General features: G+C 63.1%; 12 protein-coding genes and 1 tRNA gene. 4 read left to right on the forward strand and 9 right to left on the reverse strand.

What is annotated here, in order from left to right:
- Positions 1–81: 81 nt before the first annotated feature.
- Both E2583_RS21125 and E2583_RS21135 read right to left on the reverse strand, forming a co-directional pair.
- Positions 82–762: a phage antirepressor KilAC domain-containing protein gene (locus E2583_RS21125; protein ID WP_291598359.1), complete on the reverse strand. Its 681-nt coding sequence runs from the start codon at positions 760–762 to the stop codon at positions 82–84.
- Positions 763–1,349: 587 nt separating this feature from the next.
- Positions 1,350–2,666 (reverse strand): integrase family protein, encoded by a 1,317-nt coding sequence (locus E2583_RS21135; protein ID WP_291598363.1) that lies wholly within the window; start codon positions 2,664–2,666, stop codon positions 1,350–1,352.
- Between the two features lie 317 nt (positions 2,667–2,983).
- On the opposite strand from E2583_RS21135, the gene E2583_RS21140 reads away from it, so the two are divergent.
- Positions 2,984–3,060, forward strand: a tRNA-Arg gene (locus E2583_RS21140).
- Positions 3,061–3,142: 82 nt separating this feature from the next.
- Here the strand turns inward: E2583_RS21140 and E2583_RS21145 are convergent.
- The 5 genes from E2583_RS21145 to E2583_RS21165 all read right to left on the reverse strand — a co-directional run bounded on the left by E2583_RS21145 (position 3,143) and on the right by E2583_RS21165 (position 10,208).
- Positions 3,143–5,509, reverse strand: coding sequence for a CHASE2 and HATPase_c domain-containing protein (locus E2583_RS21145; RefSeq protein WP_291598365.1), 2,367 nt, complete (start codon positions 5,507–5,509; stop codon positions 3,143–3,145).
- A 116-nt stretch (positions 5,510–5,625) separates the two neighbouring features.
- A complete protein-coding gene (locus E2583_RS21150) occupies positions 5,626–7,332 on the reverse strand; it encodes a FecR domain-containing protein (protein WP_291598378.1) in 1,707 nt (568 codons plus the stop codon).
- A gap of 73 nt (positions 7,333–7,405) precedes the next feature.
- The gene (locus E2583_RS21155; protein ID WP_291598367.1) at positions 7,406–8,116 is read right to left on the reverse strand and encodes a response regulator transcription factor; all 711 of its coding nucleotides are present in this window, start codon (positions 8,114–8,116) and stop codon (positions 7,406–7,408) included.
- A 79-nt stretch (positions 8,117–8,195) separates the two neighbouring features.
- Complete coding sequence (locus E2583_RS21160) at positions 8,196–9,497, reverse strand: tryptophan--tRNA ligase (RefSeq protein WP_291598369.1); 1,302 nt, start codon at positions 9,495–9,497, stop codon at positions 8,196–8,198.
- 42 nt (positions 9,498–9,539) lie between these two features.
- Entirely contained in the window at positions 9,540–10,208 is a 669-nt protein-coding gene (locus E2583_RS21165; protein WP_291598371.1) for a site-2 protease family protein, read from the reverse strand.
- 225 nt (positions 10,209–10,433) lie between these two features.
- Between E2583_RS21165 and E2583_RS21170 the strand changes: the two genes are divergently transcribed.
- Complete coding sequence (locus E2583_RS21170; protein ID WP_291598372.1) at positions 10,434–11,690, forward strand: methyl-accepting chemotaxis protein; 1,257 nt, start codon at positions 10,434–10,436, stop codon at positions 11,688–11,690.
- Positions 11,691–11,852: 162 nt separating this feature from the next.
- Here the strand turns inward: E2583_RS21170 and E2583_RS21175 are convergent, their stop codons facing one another.
- On the reverse strand, positions 11,853–12,497 hold the full coding sequence (locus E2583_RS21175) for an L-threonylcarbamoyladenylate synthase (protein WP_291598373.1): 645 nt from the start codon (positions 12,495–12,497) through the stop codon (positions 11,853–11,855).
- A gap of 18 nt (positions 12,498–12,515) precedes the next feature.
- Positions 12,516–13,379: a 3',5'-nucleoside bisphosphate phosphatase gene (locus E2583_RS21180; RefSeq protein ID WP_291598374.1), complete on the reverse strand. Its 864-nt coding sequence runs from the start codon at positions 13,377–13,379 to the stop codon at positions 12,516–12,518.
- A gap of 190 nt (positions 13,380–13,569) precedes the next feature.
- Here E2583_RS21180 and E2583_RS21185 point away from each other — a divergent pair, with 190 nt between their 5' ends.
- Complete coding sequence (locus E2583_RS21185; protein ID WP_291598375.1) at positions 13,570–15,315, forward strand: methyl-accepting chemotaxis protein; 1,746 nt, start codon at positions 13,570–13,572, stop codon at positions 15,313–15,315.
- Positions 15,316–15,623: 308 nt separating this feature from the next.
- Positions 15,624–16,446, forward strand: an 823-nt coding sequence (locus tag E2583_RS21190; RefSeq protein ID WP_291598376.1) for a HAMP domain-containing protein, incomplete at its 3' end; no start/stop codon positions are given.

Raw genomic sequence — 16,446 nt, forward strand, 5'->3', positions numbered from 1 at the left:
GGGACGCCAATCCCGATCACGCTTAACAGGCGCGATGTGGGAATTGTAGCGCTCACGCGTTGCAATGCAAGGGGTCATGGCTCAATCCTCCGCCGCTTCCTGCGCGGCCTGGTGCTGGTCCCAGAGGCGAGCAATCCATTCCAGGCCCTTGGCCGTGAACTTGTAGTGCACATAGGCATGCGAGCTATCACCGTGCTCGGCGGTGCCGGTCTTGGCTTCAAAGCGGCCGTTATGGATGTGCTCTGCCTTGGGGGTCAACACTCCCGACGGCGTGCGATACATCAGGCCACGATCCAGCAGAAAGGCAGTGAGATCAGGCTGTTTGGCCTTAAGCACCTTGCACACCTGGCGCAGGCCCATGCTGCCGCTCTCGGCCTGCACGTAGCGCGCCACGAACTCGACCATGGGCGCGGCCTGGGCCAGCTGCGCAGCAGCCCTCTGTTCGCCTTCCTTGGCATCAGCCCATGCGCGAGCCGCCGCCACTGGATCTGCAAAGTTGGGAAGTGCTGGGACCACCTGGGCCTCCAGCTCCTGCCAGCGGGCAACAACGCGGCGGCGCAAAGGTACGCTGTAGCCCGACAACAGCGTGTAGGTGAGTTCGCGGCCCAGATGGAATGCCGTGGTGTAGCCGCGCCCGTCCTTGTCCTCGCGGACATGATCCAGTTCTGGATCATCGACCAACGAATCCAGCATGGCGCGAATGTCGCGGTTCACATGGCTGAGTTCCTTGCCGGTCAGGTCCGCGATCTCGCGGCTGCTCATCGTCAGCGGGCCTTGGTCATGACATGGTTCCGCCCAAAAGCAGGTGGTAGGATTGGCGCTATTACGAGTGGCGCTCAGTTCTGCATTTTTGTGGGGCTGGGCGTTTTTTTGTGTGTACATGGTCAGCTCTCCTGAGGTCGGCCGCGCTCGGCCAGGTCGAGAACGGAATCGAGCATCAGGCGGTCCCCAAGACACGGCGGATATCTGCTACTGGCCAGAACAGGCGACGGCCCACGCGCCGAGGGCGGACAAGCCCGTCTTCATTGCATGCCCAGATTCGTAGGGTGGTCGCTTTGCGCAGCAGATAGTGAGCTGCTTGGTCGGTGTCCACGTAGGGGGCCGTCACGGACTCCAACGGAGGGAAATCCACTGGGCCGGTAGCTTTGCGCTTTGTGCTGGCGTCCTTGGCCTTCAAGTCTGTTTGCTTGGTCATCAATGCACCTTTGAACTCATTTAAGTTAATCGGGTGCTTACCAATGCTATGGAGACTTTTCGAGTTTTAGCGAGTAGGGCATATCTATGGACGGGAGGCCTTATGCCGTAAGGGAAGCGAGCGCATTCAAAGGCATTTTTTGATGGGAGTACCGTCAAACGGCGCGCAGTTTTCCGGGCAGTGCTTGTGCATCGAACTGCACTTCAGCTTGCTCCAGTATCCAGGCCTCAATGCGTTCGTGATGCAGGCGCAAAAGATCCAGAGGGCGAACGGTGTAATGCTTTTCGGCGGTTGCGCTGGGTTTGTGCCCTTGAATCTGGGCCACTACGCCGGCTGGCACTTCCAGCCATTCCGTGAGGCTCTTGAAGCTGCGGCGTAGGCCATTCAGGGTGAGGTGTGGAATGCCGGCCACCTGGCAGGCGCGGTCGTGGGCATGGTTCGGCTCCGTAATAGGAGCATCCTCCGCGCGGTTGCTGGCGAACACGTGGCGACTTCTTCGGGGCAGGCTGGCCAGAAGGTGGTGAATGTAGGGCGTCAGTGGAATGACGCGTTCACCTTCCACCTTGTCGCGAATCGTCATGCCGCGCCATTGAGTGTTTATATCCTCCCACTCCATGGCCTGGATCTCCCCCGGGCGTGCGCCGGTCAGCAAGACCACTTGGAGGTAAGCGGAGATGGTCGGATTGCGCAGAGCCCGTACTGCATCAAACCAGGATGCCAACTGCTCACGCAGCAATGCGTCCTGCTTTGCACCGGCTTTTCCCAGCGACTCGCGCGCCTTACGCGTTTTGGCGGGGTTGATGTTGGGGACAACGGCGGCATAGTCTGGATGCTCTGAGCACCAGGCTAGGAAAGCACGCAGTAAGCGCCAGGCTAGACGGGCTACAGTAGGACGGGCCTGCCCCTCCTGTGCGGCCCACGCTTCGATGGTGGAGGTGGTCAGGTCGCGAAGAGGTAGAACAAGCAGGGGGTGTAAAGGGCCTGCACTGGTCTTGCCGCGGCCTCGTGTGCCTCGAGCAGAAACTTGGCCCCCAGCTCGAGCTAGGCGCACATGGTCGCCAAGATGATGCTCACCCCAATGACGCTTGCGCTCTTCAATGTAGGCGTTCCAGGCAACGCCAGCAGTAACCGCCTGGACCTTGGCCGCTTCCTGCCTTGCCTTTGTTTCCTGGGTCTGTTGCTGCTCAACCTCCCGAGGGTCCAATCCCTTGTCGATCATGACCGAGTAGGCGCGGGCCTGCTCTCTGGCTTGTTCAAGCGTCCATGCCTCGATCGTGCCGATGGACAGGCGCAGGGTCTTGCCATGCAAGCGGGACTCAAAGGCGTAGGTTTTGCGGCCTGTTGGTGTGGCGCGCAGCAGGAGGGTGGGGACGTCCGTATCCCAAAGGAATTTCTGAGACTTGCCAGGCGGGCAGCTGAATGCAGCCACGCGGCCTGCGGTCAGTCGAACCCTGTTTGTTGCTTCAGCCATGGCGCACTCTCGCGGGTTGTAGGCAATCTGTAGGCGGTTTAGATAAACATTGATATGTATAAATTAACAGTTCATGCAGTGTGATTGCGATGTAACCCATTGATTGATATATATCGATGAGCGTCATTCTATCTCGATCAACATCAGTTGGACAGGACTCATAATCCTTTGGTCGTCGGTTCAAGTCCGCCACGCCCTACCAGGTGCACAAAAGCCTGCCCATCTCATCGATGGCAGGCTTTTTCTTTGCCTGAATGCGAAAAAGTTGCCAATTTGCTCCGGCGGCCGTTTCTGCGCTGCTAGAATACAACCCTGTTGCGGCTGTAGCTCAGCTGGATAGAGTACTTGGCTACGAACCAAGGGGTCGTGGGTTCGATTCCTGCCAGCCGCACCACAAAACGTCAAGCCTCAGAACTGCAAAGTTCTGAGGCTTTTTCGTTTTTTTCCTCAGCTTGGCCGCCTGTTGCTGGCTCGCTTCAGGCCTTGGGGAGCAGCAAGGTGAAGCAGCTGCCCAGGCCAGGCCGACTGCTGATCTGCAGACTCCCGCCGTGGCGCTGTGCCACGGTGCGCGTGAAGGCCAGGCCCAGGCCCACGCCGTCCATGCGCTGGTGCTGCTGCAGACGCTCGAAGGGCTGGCTGAGCCTGGCCAGAGACCTCTCATCCATGCCGGGGCCGTGATCGCGCACGGCAATGCCCCAGTGGCTGCCTTGCTCGACGATGCGGATGTCGACCACAGCGTCGGCAGCCGTATCTTGTGGCTTGCCGTACTTGATGGCATTGGTCAGCAAATTGATGACGGCGCGGTGCATCAGGCCGGGGTCGCCGTGCACGCAGGCTTCGGCATCCGGCAGCTCGAACACCAGTTGCGTGTCCTGCCGGCTGGCCTGGGCCCAGCAGTCCGAGACGGCCTGGTCCGCCAGCAGGCCCAGATCCAGGACCTCGCTGCGGTATTGCTGCCGCTGGGCTCTGGCCAGATGCACAAAATCGTCCGCCAGCTGCAGCGACGACTGGGCATAGCCCTCGATGCGCGCAAACAGCACATCCTCCGATTCGATGCGCCTGCCTGTGCGCTGCATCTCCAGCAGGGTGATGATGGAGCCGATGGGCGCGCGGATATCGTGCGAGATGAACTGCATGGCCTGGTCGCGCTGGGCCTGTGCGCTGCGCAGGTCGCTGATATCGACCAGGGTGATCAGCCAGCCCGAGGTGGGCGGTGCCTCGAAGGTCTGGCTGAGCAGCATCAGATGGCGACCCTGGGAGTCACGCCCTTCGCTTTGATGCGGCAGCGTGGCATTTTCCATGGCGCTGCGGGTCAGCAAGGGGATGTCGTCGCCGGGCATCCTGACCGCGCCTTCCCCGTCACTGCCGACACGGTGGAGTTCGGCCAGCAGCAGGACCAGGTCGTCGCCTTGCAGCAGGCCGAGGCCCAGGCTTTCGACATAGCGGTGGGCTGCGGTATTGGCCAGCAGTACCCGCCCATTGCGGTCGCATACGAAGGTGGCAGATGGCAGCTGGCGCAGGCTTTCGCTCACGAAGTGATGCAGGGAGCGCAGCTGGCGCGAGGCCTGCTCCACGGCCGAGATGCGCTGATCCAGTGCATCTCCCTTGAGTGCACTGCGGCTGGCGGTCGGCAACCCCTGGTTTTGCAGATCGCGCAGCTCCAGCGCCAGAAAGCGTGTCGCGGCACGCAGGCGCAGCCAGCTCCACAGCGGGTAGGCCAGCGCCAGACTCAGCAGCGCCGCAGCGGGCGCCGTCTGGATATGGCCCCAGCGCGGCGCCAGGCCGGCAATCAGCAGGCTGAGCAAGCCCAGCAGTATGCTGGAAATCAGCCCGCCAGAAGGGCCGAAACATGCCAGAGCCAGCAGGCCCAGCAGCACGGGCAGCAGATTGAGAATGCGGTTGAGCAGGGCAGAGGCGGGCTCCAGATGTGTGCCTTGCAGTATGCCGTTGAGCACATGGCCCAGCATTTCGACGTTCGAGATCAGGCGTGCATCCAGGCCGATGGGAGCGGTGAATTTTTCGCCCAGACCGGCAGCGGTCGCTCCAATCAGCACATATTTGCCGCGAAAGGCGGCTGCCGGAATGTCGCCGCGCAGGACGTCGATATAGGAGTAGGTGGTGAACGGCGAGCCCGGGCCTGTCTGGCGGTCATGGGCTGCCCGGGCAAAGGCGATGAAGCGGGGCTGCATTTTTTGCCAGGAATCGGCCGCTGCCGTGCCTGCTGGCGGCAAAGGCGGTGGCGGGCAGGGGCTGACCTTCAGGCCCACGCAGTGCAGGCTGAGCGCCATATGCCACCAGGGTCGGAGGGGCGTTCCTTCCTGTGCATAAAAGCGCCGCACCACGCCGTCGGCATCCATCGGCATCTGCGTGTGGCCCAATGCAGCAGCCCCGCCGGCAAGGCCTTGCAGCGGAGCCGTGGCTGCGTGCTGGGCCGCGCGCGTGACGGGCAGCACGACATTGCCGCTTCTCTTTAGCGCTTGCTGCAGCAGCAGGTCGTCGCCGGGGTAGTCCAGATCTTCCTCGCTGAAAACCACGTCCAGCCCGATGGCGCGGGGCTGGCCTGGCGCGATGCGATCCAGCAAGGCGGCATGAAGCGCACGGCGCCAGGGCCAGCGGCCGATGCGGTCGATGCTGTCGTCGTCGATGGCCACGATGACGACCTCGGCAGAGGCCGGACGCTGGTGCAGCCAGACCGACGTGTCCTGAAGAATGCCGTTGATACGTGGCAGCTGACCCGTGCCGCTGAGCCACCAGGTCAGGCCGAGGAGGAAGGCGCTGAGCAGCAGCCAGCTCAGCCGCAGATTCTGCAAGCGGCTGGTGCGTAGACTGGGAGCTTCAACCATGTGGTGGGCCCGCTTTGATGCTCATGAAGCCATAGCTGATAGTGCCTGAAATATATGAATCTCAGGCCTCGGTCCTTTGCTGATTCAAGAATTTCAAGCGGTTGCAGCTATTGTTTTCACTGGCGCATCAGACGCAGGCCATTGCCGGAAGTCAGCGCCTGTCCTTCTGATGTGGTCACCCAGTTGCCGGTCTGGAACTGGCGTGCGGCAGAAAGGTTGCTGCGCAGACCGTTGGCGTCTTCGACCTGCATCTGCAAATAGTAGGTACCGGCTGGAAGCTCCTGCGTATTCCACTGCGGCTGGGTCACCCAGGTGTCGATCAGGGGGGCGGCAGAACCGTTGTCGCTGATCACCACGATACGGTAGCGCTGTCCCTCTTCGCCGGCCCAGTGAATCAGGCGGCTGCCTTCGCCGGCCGTACCGCCGATCTGCAGCTCGGGAGATCTGGGCGCCTGGGCCAATTTCAGCTTCTGCGGGGCGGCGAAGGGGCCCGCATCCAGCTGGCCGTTGGCCAGCACACGGATGCTACCCGCTCGCCACAGGTATTCGCCGACAGGCAGGCTGGCCAGCGCATCGGGGGCTAGTGCGCAGTCCTGGAGCGGTCCGGCGTCGATGAGCGGATCGGCAAAGCTGCCGCTCGCAGCGATGACCTGGATGCGGTAGGCCGAGGCTTCGGCCACCTGGGTGCACTTCAGGCCGTGCTGACCCAGTGCGATGGAGGCCTGGGGCGCAGGCGACTCGTAGAGCGGGGGCACCGGATGGGCCTTGACGCGCAGTGATTGCAGGCTGGGTTTGCCGGGAATGCCGTTGGCATCAATGGCGCGAATGGCGGCGATATAGTTGCCGTCCTCCACCCCTGTCAGTCGTGCCGGTGACCGGGCGAACAGGCCGCCACGCACGATCTGAGTCAAATTCCTGTCCTGGGCCAGCAGCACCTGATAGCGCACCGCACCCGCCATGGCGGGCAGGGGCAGGCTGACCCAGCTGGCATCTTCGACCAAAGCGGGCCAGGAGCCAATATCGGGAGCCATCAGCATGGCCGTGGGCTTGCCGAGCTGTCCATCGGCGGACACGGACAGGCCTTGACCGGGCTGGAGCAGGGCCGAGGGCTGGCCCGAGCGCACGGCGACCGAGCCTTCGTCAACGGCTGCAGCCGTGCGTCCCTGGTCATCGCTCCACACCAGAAACCGGGTGCCGCGCACGCTGGTCGATGCTGCCTGGGTGCGCACTTCGAAGCGGCGCTCGCCGTTGGCTTGCTTGGGGATGTTGGCTTCGATGGTGCCCTCGCGCAGATCAATGACGGACTGCAGGCTGCCGGCGCGGCCTTTGCGGCGCATCTGGCGCAGCTCGACATCGGATTCGGACTGAACGCGCACCAGGGAGCCATCGGCCAGACGCACTGAGACAAAGGCGTTGGCGGGCACCTGGAGCGAGTCACCCTCCTGCAGCACCTGGCCTTTTCGCACGGGCTGGGGGGGCGCGCTGCCCGGATCGGCGAGATGGTCGAGCGGACGCGTGGTTTGCACATCGCCCTGCACAAATTCCACCGAGGCCATCGCGGCACGCAGCAGGCGGGTGGGAATTTCCAGCACCGAGCCCGGGCGCAGGCGCAGCGGGTCCAGCACCTTGTTATGGCTTTGCAGCGATGTCCAGCGCTTGTGGTCGCCCAGATAGCGCGCTGCCAGCTCTTCCAGCGTATCTCCTGGCACCACGCGGTGGGCAATGGCATCGCTGCCGCGTGGCGTGATCTGGGCATGGGCGACACCCGACGCCGTCATCCCTCCGAGCACCACCCAGAGCATGCCAGCGCCCAGCATGGGCAAAGCGGGGCGGGAAGAGGAAAGGAGAGGGCGTAATGCAGGCATGAGAGGTACAGGGTGTAGGGGCTGCTCACGTTCAAGCAGCCGGGGTTGCAGGCTCCGCAGTTTCGGGGGCATCCAGGCGATAGCCATAGCCATAGACGGCCGAGATGGCATAGGGCCGGCCGGCGCGCAGATTCAGCAGATTGCGCAGGCGCGAGACATGAGTGTCCAGTGAGCGCGACTGCACCTCGGCGTTGTGGCCCCAGACGACTTCGCGCAGATGATCGCGCGAGAGCAGCCGTCCCTGGTTCTGGAACAGGGTCAACGCCAGCGTGTATTCACGGTGTGTCACTTCCACGGGCCTGCCCTCCATCTCTATGCCGTTGGTGGTCGTGAGGAATCGGTAGGGGCCGAAGTCCAGCACGCTCTGCACCGTGAGCGGGTAGGCGCGGCGCAGCAGGGCTGCAATGCGTGCACGCAGCTCACCCGCGCGGATGGGCTTGATCATGAAGTCATCGGCTCCGCTGGCCAGACCTTCGACAATGTCGGCCTCTTCGCTGCGGTGGGTCACGAAGATGATCGGCACTTCCTTGCTGATGTGCTCGCGAACCCAGCGCACGATATCGGGCCCGCTGCTATCGGGCAGTTCCCAGTCGACAAGCAGCAGATCGAAGCTTTCACGGCGCAGGGCCAGTTGAAGGGCAGCCCCCTTGAGATAAGAGTGGCAGCTGTGCCCAGCTTCCGTCGCGACTTGTTGCAACAGTTCCAGTTGGAGTGGATCGTCGTCCAGGGCAGCAATGCGCATCGGTCGTTCCTTTAGTGCGAAGGATTAAATCCGCGCTGCCCTTCGCATGCGGGGCAGCGTCCCATCGGGCGGTGAGGCGCTAGTGCTCGGCGGCCTCACGCAGTTGTTGCAGAGCCTGGATCACCTGTCCGTCGCTGACGTCGGGCAGTGACTGCAGGCGCGGCTTCAGGGCGGCCAGCGCCGTCGCGCCGTCGCGCTGCAACTGGGCAATGCTCTGGCCCGCTTCCTTGGGCGCTGCAAAGCCGAGGCTTTGCAGCAGCAACTGGCCGTCTGCAGCCACCAGCTTGAAGTAGAACTGGCCATCGGACTCGCGGTACTGCTTGAACTGGGGCAGTGCCGTCTTGGCTGCCTTGGCCTTGGTCTTGCTGGTTTGAGCGAGGTTGCGGATGCCTACGGCGGCACGCAGCTGCTGCAGCAAAGGGGTGGCCAGCTTGCGGGCCTTGACGGCACCGGCCTGAAGAATCTCTTCCAGCTCGGCGGGGTGGGCAATCAGGTACTCGTAGCGCTCGCGCATGGGGGCGATTTCGCGGTCGATGCGCTCGAACAGGATCTGCTTGGCATCGCCCCAGGCAATGCCTTCGGCATATTGCTGGCGCAGGGCGGCACTCTCCTCTTCGCTGGCAAAGCCCTGGTAGATCTGGAACAGGGCCGAGCCTTCGACCTCCTTGGCTTGGCCGGGAGCGCGCGAGTCGGTGGTGATGCTGTTGATGAGCTTGCGCAGCTGCTCGCGTGGTGCGAACAGCGGAATCGTGTTGTTGTAGCTCTTGCTCATCTTGCGACCGTCAAGGCCGGGCAGGGTGGCGACGGACTCTTCCACCACGGCTTCGGGCAGGGTGAAGTACTCGCTGCCGTAGATGTGGTTGAAGCTGGACGCCATATCGCGCGCCATCTCCAGATGCTGGACCTGGTCGCGGCCCACGGGGACCTTGTTGGCGTTGAAGATCAGGATGTCGGCACCCATGAGCACAGGGTACATGAAGAGACCGGCGGTCACGCCGTCGTCGGGTTCGGTGCCGGATGCATTGTTCTTGTCCACCGCCGCCTTGTAGGCATGGGCGCGGTTGAGCAGGCCCTTGCCGGTCACGCAGGTCAGAAACCAGGTCAGCTCGGGAATCTCGGGGATGTCCGACTGGCGGTAGAAGGTCACATGCTCGGGGTCCAGGCCCGCGGCCAGCCAGCTGGCTGCAATCTCGATGGTCGAGCGCTGCACGCGCTCGGGGTCCTGGCATTTGATGAGGGCGTGGTAGTCGGCCAGAAAGTAGAAGTTCTCCACATTCTTGTCGCGGCTGGCTTCGATGGCCGGACGCATCATGCCTGCGTAGTTGCCCAGGTGCGGGGTACCGCTGGGGGTGATGCCGGTCAGAAAACGGGTGGTGCTCATAGGGATCAACAACAGATATCAGTAGCAGACCAGGCGCCGGGTTCAGCGCAGCAAGGCCATGAAGGGATAGAGGATCAGATCGATGGCCGAGTAGCCCAGACTCATCAGCGGGCGCAGCCAGAAGCTGCCGACCACGCCGGCAATCACCAATGCCATGACGATGAAAAAGCCATAGGGCTCGATGCGCGCCAGCACTTGCGCCTGCTTCCAGGGCAGCAGACCAACCAGGATGCGACCTCCGTCCAGAGGCGGCAGCGGAAACAGATTGAAGGCCCACATCACCAGATTGACCAGGATGCCGGCACGGCACATCTCGAGGAAAAAGCGCTCCTGCATGCCCGTGCCTACCAGCACGATCAGCAGCAAGCCCCAGAAAACGGCCTGCAGGAAGTTGGAGGCCGGGCCGGCCAGCGCGACCCAGATCATGTCGCGCTTGGGGTGGCGCAGATGGTCAAAGCGCACGGGGACGGGCTTGGCGTAGCCGAAAAGAAATGCGCCCGAGGTGGCGAAATACAGCAGCAGCGGCATCAAGATGGTGCCGATGGGGTCGATATGCTTGATGGGGTTGAGCGTGATGCGCCCCATCATGGCTGCGGTGTTGTCGCCAAAGTGACGCGCCGCATAGCCGTGCGCCGCCTCATGAATGGTGATGGCGAACAGCACAGGCAGTGCGTAAATCAGTACGGTTTGTATGAGTTCGGAAGGTTCCACGCACTGATTGTCTCAGACGCCGCGTCAAACTGCTGTGTTGTGCGGGGACAAGCCATGTGTGGTTGCAGAAATACGGGTTGCACATAGTTGTGTGGTAAACCAGATGTAGCAAAATGCAACCCGCACAGATTTCCGGGTACGGCTCGTTTGTGGGCACAGGTGTGTGCGGTTTGGCGGCTTCAATACATAACACGGCGTTCGGCACGACAGGGCAAGGGGATCGATATGACGGTAAGCAAGCGACTGGTGATCGCGTTTGTCAGCATCAGTGTTTTTGTGCTGGCTTTGATGGGGATTGCCTGGTCAGCAATGTCCGATGTGCTGGAGGTCCTGAACGCGGGCTCGCTGACGGCGCAGCAGTCTCAGAACCTGATGGCCGAGGTGGAGCGTTCGCGCTGGTGGCTGCTGGCGCTGGGGGCCTGGGTCTGCATTTCCTGCGCCTGGTCCTGGGTCAGCCTGCGCAGCCGCATCGTGGCGCCCTTGCAGGAGGCCATCCTGATTGCCGAGACCGTGGCTGCCGGGGATCTGAGCAAGGAGTTCTCCTCCAACGCCGAAGGCGAGTTCGGACGCTTGCTGACGGCGCTGAGCACCATGGAGGACACGCTGACCGAGCTCGTGGGACGGATCAAGCAGTCCACCGACTCCCTGGCTGTTTCGGCCTACGAGATCGATGCAGGCAACACCAACCTCTCCAGCCGCACCGAGCAGCAGGTCAGTGCGCTGACCGAAACCGCCGCAAGCATGGAGCAGCTCACCGTCACCGTTCGCCAGAATGCCGAGCGTGCCCATTCGGCGAGTTCTCTGGCCGTCGCGGCTTCGGCCACAGCCGGGCGCGGCGGCGAAGTGGTGGATCAGGTGGTTCACACCATGGACGCCATCAGCAGCAGCTCGCGCAAGATTGTCGACATCATTCAAGTGATCGAAGGCATCGCCTTCCAGACCAACATCCTGGCGCTCAATGCGGCCGTGGAAGCGGCGCGTGCCGGCGAGCAGGGACGCGGCTTCGCCGTGGTGGCCAGCGAGGTGCGCTCGCTGGCGCAGCGCAGTGCCGAGGCGGCCAAGCAGATCAAGGAACTGATCACGGCCAGCGTGACCCAGGTTGAAAGCGGCTCGGGCCTGGTGGGCCAGGCCGGCAGCACCATGAAGGAAATCATGCAGTCCGTGGGTCAGGTCACCGGTCTGCTGAGCGAAATCTCGGGTGCGCTGCAGCAGCAAAGCGAGGGCATTGCCCATGTGAACACGGCCGTGGCCCATATGGACAGCACCAATCAGGAGAACGCGGCCCTGGTCATGCAGGCCACCCAAGCCGCAGCGGCGCTCAATGCGCGCACGCAGGATCTGCAGCAGGCCGTGGGTGCCTTCAAGCTCGATGATGACGAGGCGCCGGCTCTGGCACCGGCTGCCATGCCGGCGCCGCGCCGGGCTTCGACCGTTCAGGCCCAGCCGGCCCGCGCCCGCGAGCTGGCCTACGAAGAAGTCTGATTCGGAAAGACGCGCGCAGATGGCGGGGCGCCGGGGGGCGCTGCGGCCCATGATGGCATCCCATCCGCCGGTGCCGACAGCCCCGCAGAGCCCTGGGGGACGGGCCCCTGCCTGAAGGCCGGTGCGAGCGGCGGCCTCTGCGGGTCCTGCAGTTTGCAGCGCTTATTCCGGCTGCAGTCCGATGTCCGTCAGGCTGCCCATGCCCTGGCGCACCACGACGGGCGGATTGTTCAAGGCCATGGGTGTGAGGTCCAGCACCGTGGTGGGTTGCTGCGGGCAGGCACCGGAGTCGACCACGGCATCCAGCTCATGGGGAAAGCGCTCCAGAATGGAAGCGGCATCATGGAGCGGCTCGGTCTCGCCTGGCGCGATCAATGTGGTGGCCAGCAAAGGCTCGCCCAGCTCTTCCAGCAGCAGCTGCAGTCCCTTGCGATCCGGCACGCGCAGGCCGATGGTTTTGCGCGACGGGTGGCTCAGGCGCTTGGGCACTTCCTTGCTGGCCTCGAGAATGAAGGTGTACGGACCTGGCGTGGCCAGCTTGAGCAAGCGGTACTGGCGGTTGTCCACGCGGGCATAGTTGGCCAGCTCCGACAGATCGCGGCACAGCAGCGTGAGGTGGTGCTTGTCGTTGATCTGCCGGATGCGGCGCATGCGGTCCACGGCACTCTTGTCGTCCAGATGGCAGACCAGGGCGTAGCTGGAGTCGGTGGGCACGGCCAGAATGGCGCCCTTGCGCAACATCTCTGCCGCCTGCTTGACGATGCGGGGTTGCGGGTTCTGCGGATAGACTTCGAAAACGGTCGTCATGCGGCTTCTTTCTTTGCTTCATGCGCGCTGGATGCGCTCCTGCAGCAGCTCCCAGACGGGTGTGAGCTGGCCGGGCAGGAAGGGTAGCTGTCCCAGGTCCGTCTGCGATTCATCGGGGCTGTGAAAGTCGCTGCCCCGAGAGGCGGCGAGGCCGAACTCCACCGCCAGATCCGCGTAGCGTGCATATTCATGCGGACGGTGGCTGCCCGTGACAACTTCCACGCCCTGGCCCCCTAGATCCTTGAACGTGGAAAACAGCGCATATTCCTCGTTGTGGCTCAGGTCGTATCGCGCCGGGTGGGCAATCACGGCCACGCCGCCGGCATCCACGATCCAGCGCACGGCGTCATGCAGATTTGCCCAGACATGCGCGACATAGCCGGGCTTGCCTTCGGTCAGATAGTGTCTGAAGACCTCGTAGGTATCGGCGCAGATCCCGCTCTCCACGAGAAAGCGTGCAAAGTGGGTGCGCGAGATCAGCTCGGGGTTGCCTGCGTGGCGCAGCGCTCCTTCATAGGCGCCGGCAATCCCCGACAGTTCCAGCTGCCTGGCCATTTCGCGGGCGCGCGGGCCGCGGCCGTTGCGCGTGTCGTAGAGGCCCTGTGTCAGGGCGGCATCGTCGGCGTCAAAGCCCAGGCCCACGATGTGCACGCTGCTGCCAGAGAAGCTGACGGAGATCTCCGTGCCTGTCAGATAGTCCAGCCCCACCGACCTGGCGGCTGCGGCGGCCCGGTGCTGGCCACCGACCTCGTCATGGTCGGTCAGGGCCCACAGCTCCACGCCCCGCTCGACGGCACGCTGAGCCAGTTGTTCGGGCGTCAAGGTGCCGTCGGAGACGATGGAGTGACAGTGCAGGTCGGCGTTGAGGTAGGTTTTGGGCACGGCTTCATTGTAGGCCGCTGCAGGCAATCATGACCTGGGTCATGGCTCCGGCACTTTTGTGGTGGCGTCTTGTAACAAAGCTCAAAGACGCCGAGCGCATGCCGAAAAAGGATTGGCTGCAGCGCTTGTGAGTTTTCGCTTGCGCCAAGGCTGCCACGGTGTTGCTGAATCTATTGAGATGGATAAAAAAATGAAATTGAATCAGTTCTCGGTGTCACAAAAGCTGTGGGCTTTGGTGATTGGCTTGCTGGCTGGCTTGCTGCTGGTGTCCGCAGGCAGCCTGATCTATCTGGATCGTGTCTACGTCAGCATTTCCAAGGAGGCCACTCGCACCCGGATGGCCGCCAGCATTGCCAGCGAGTGGCGTCATCTGACCGAGCAGAGCGTGGATCGCTCCATCGTTGCGGCCATATCTTCCGAGGAAAATCTGGTGGAGCAGCAGCGCAAGCTGATGAGCGACGGGATCGCGCATATCACCGAGCTGCAGAAAAAGCTCAACGAACTGGTCACCGACGAGGAATCTCGCAAGGTGCTGGATGAAGTCGCCGAGCGCAGGCGCACGACGCTGGAGAGCAATGCCGCCGTGCAGGCAGCACGCAAGGACAATGATTTTGCGGCGGCCTTCGATCTGGTTGAAAAGCAGCTGCGCCCCAATGCCAAGGTCTATGTGGACGCGCAGCGCAAGTTTGTGCAGTTGCAGGAGCAGCGCAGCCAACGTGCGGTTGCCGACGGCGAAGCACTCCAGTCCCGTGCCTATGTGGCCATCGGTCTGGTCTGTGGCCTGATCGTTCTGCTGGGCCTTGCGATGGCGGCACTGATCCTGCGCTCGATCATCGCTCCGTTGAATGAGGCGGTTGCTCTGGCCGACTCCATCGCTGCCGGTGATTTGACGGCCACCGTCCGCAATGATCGTGATGACGAGCTGGGCCGTCTGCTCAAATCCCTGAACGCCATGGCCGAGCGTCTGCGCTCCGTCGTTGGCCAGGTTCGCACGGGTGTGGAATCCGTCTCTTCGGCCTCGGGCCAGATTGCCACGGGCAACCAGGACCTGTCGGCGCGTACCGAGCAGACGGCGGCCAGCCTGGAGGAAACCGCCGCCAGCATGGAGGAGCTGACGGCCACCGTCACCCAGTCGGCCGACACGGCGCGTCAGGCCAATCAGCTGGCCTCGACGGCCGCCCAGGCCGCCGAGCAGGGGGGGCGTGTGGTGCAGCAGGTGGTGCAGAGCATGGGCCAGATCACCGACAGCAGCCGCAAGATCGCCGACATCATCGGCGTGATCGATTCGATTGCCTTCCAGACCAATATCCTGGCCCTGAATGCGGCCGTGGAAGCGGCACGTGCCGGCGAGCAGGGCCGTGGCTTTGCCGTGGTGGCGGGCGAGGTGCGCAGCCTGGCGCAGCGCAGTGCCGAGGCTGCCAAGGAGATCAAGCAGCTCATCACCACCAGCGTGGACAATGTGCAGTCGGGCTCGCAGCAGGTGGAGCTGGCGGGTCAGAGCATGAGCGAGATCGTGGCCAGCGTGCGCCGCGTCAGCGACCTGATCGGCGAGATCACGGCGTCGTCCACCGAGCAGCGCGACGGCATCAACCAGGTCAATCAGGCGGTGAGCAATCTCGACCAGATGACGCAGCAGAACGCGGCGCTGGTGGAGGAGTCCAGTGCGGCGGCACTGTCGATGCAGGAGCAGGCGCGCCGCCTGGCCGAAGTGGTGTCGGTCTTCAGGCTGGGGCATGAAGCCGGCCAGGCCAAGGCGGTAGCCGCTCAGCGCCCGGCCAGCCCTGCCATGCCGGCCATGGCCCCGGTGAAGCAGGCAGCTGCCGCAGCCAGGCCTGCAATCAAGAAAGCACCGGCCGGGCCGGCTCCCTCGGCACTGAGCCCCAGCAAGGCCAAGCCTGCTGCGGACTCCGACGATGGGGACTGGGAAACGTTCTGAGCCGGCAGGCTGGCTAGCACCTGCAGGCCCGCCGCTTTCTACGGGAAGCGGCGGGCTTTCTCTTTCCTGCCGCCGGCTCCTGCCTTGCAGAAGAGCGGGAAAGTACTGAGAACAGGCATCGTGCGCAGGATGCAAAGCACTTGTAACAATTATTAATATATTGAAGCAACCTCAGGGGGCTTCCCTGCGAGGTGCAGGGAGGACGTCAGGGGCCAGGAATTGACCGCCAGAGTCATGCACAAGCCAGCCCGTAGTTCACGATGCGGACGTGCCTGTGTGTAGGTTCTTTTGTCTGGATGGGTTGGTTCATGAAGTTGTTTCAATTCACCGTGGCCCGGAAGCTGTGGGCGCTGGTGATCGGTCTTCTGGCGGGCATGCTGTTGCTGGTGGCAGGCAGCCTTGCTTATTCAAAGCGTGTTGACGAGGGGATTCTGACGGCGGTGGTGGAGGCGCAGACGGCTGCTGCGCAGGCCAGGGAGTGGCGCATCCTGACCCAGATGAGCATGGATCGCTTCATGGCGGCTTCCATGTCCAAGGAGGAGAATCTGGTCGAGCACCAGTACAAGGCCATGGCCGGCCTGATCGCCAGCATCAACGAGTTGCGAGGCAAAGTGCTGGCGCAGGCTCACACGCAAGAGGCCAAGAGTCTGATGGCCGATGTGAACACGCACAGAGATGCCTTGTTTGCGGTCAACAAGGAGGTGGATCAGGCCCGCCAGGCCAAGGATTTCGAGCGTTCGCAAAAGCTGGTCGACGAGCGGCTCAACCCGATGGCGCAGAAGTACTACGCGGCCCTGGATGCCTATGTGCTACTGCAGGAGCGCTATCAGGTGCAGGCGCTGGCGAAGGGGGAGTCCATCCGCTCCAAGGCCTATGCGGCAATAGCCGTCGCTTGCGGGCTCATCATGCTGCTGGGGCTGGTGACGGGCCTGCTCCTCATGCGCTCCATCACCCAGCCCCTGCTCAAGGCCGTGGAACTGGCAGATGCGATTGCCGAAGGCGACCTGAGCTTCAGGATCGGGCATGACCGCGAAGACGAGCTGGGCCGTCTGCTCAAATCCCTGAACGCCATGGCCGAGCGTCTGCGCTCCGTCGTTGGCCAGGTTCGCACGGGTGTGGAATCCGTCTCTT

Origin of the sequence: Comamonas sp., assembly GCF_009360615.1 — a bacterium.
Lineage (GTDB): Bacteria > Pseudomonadota > Gammaproteobacteria > Burkholderiales > Burkholderiaceae_C > Comamonas.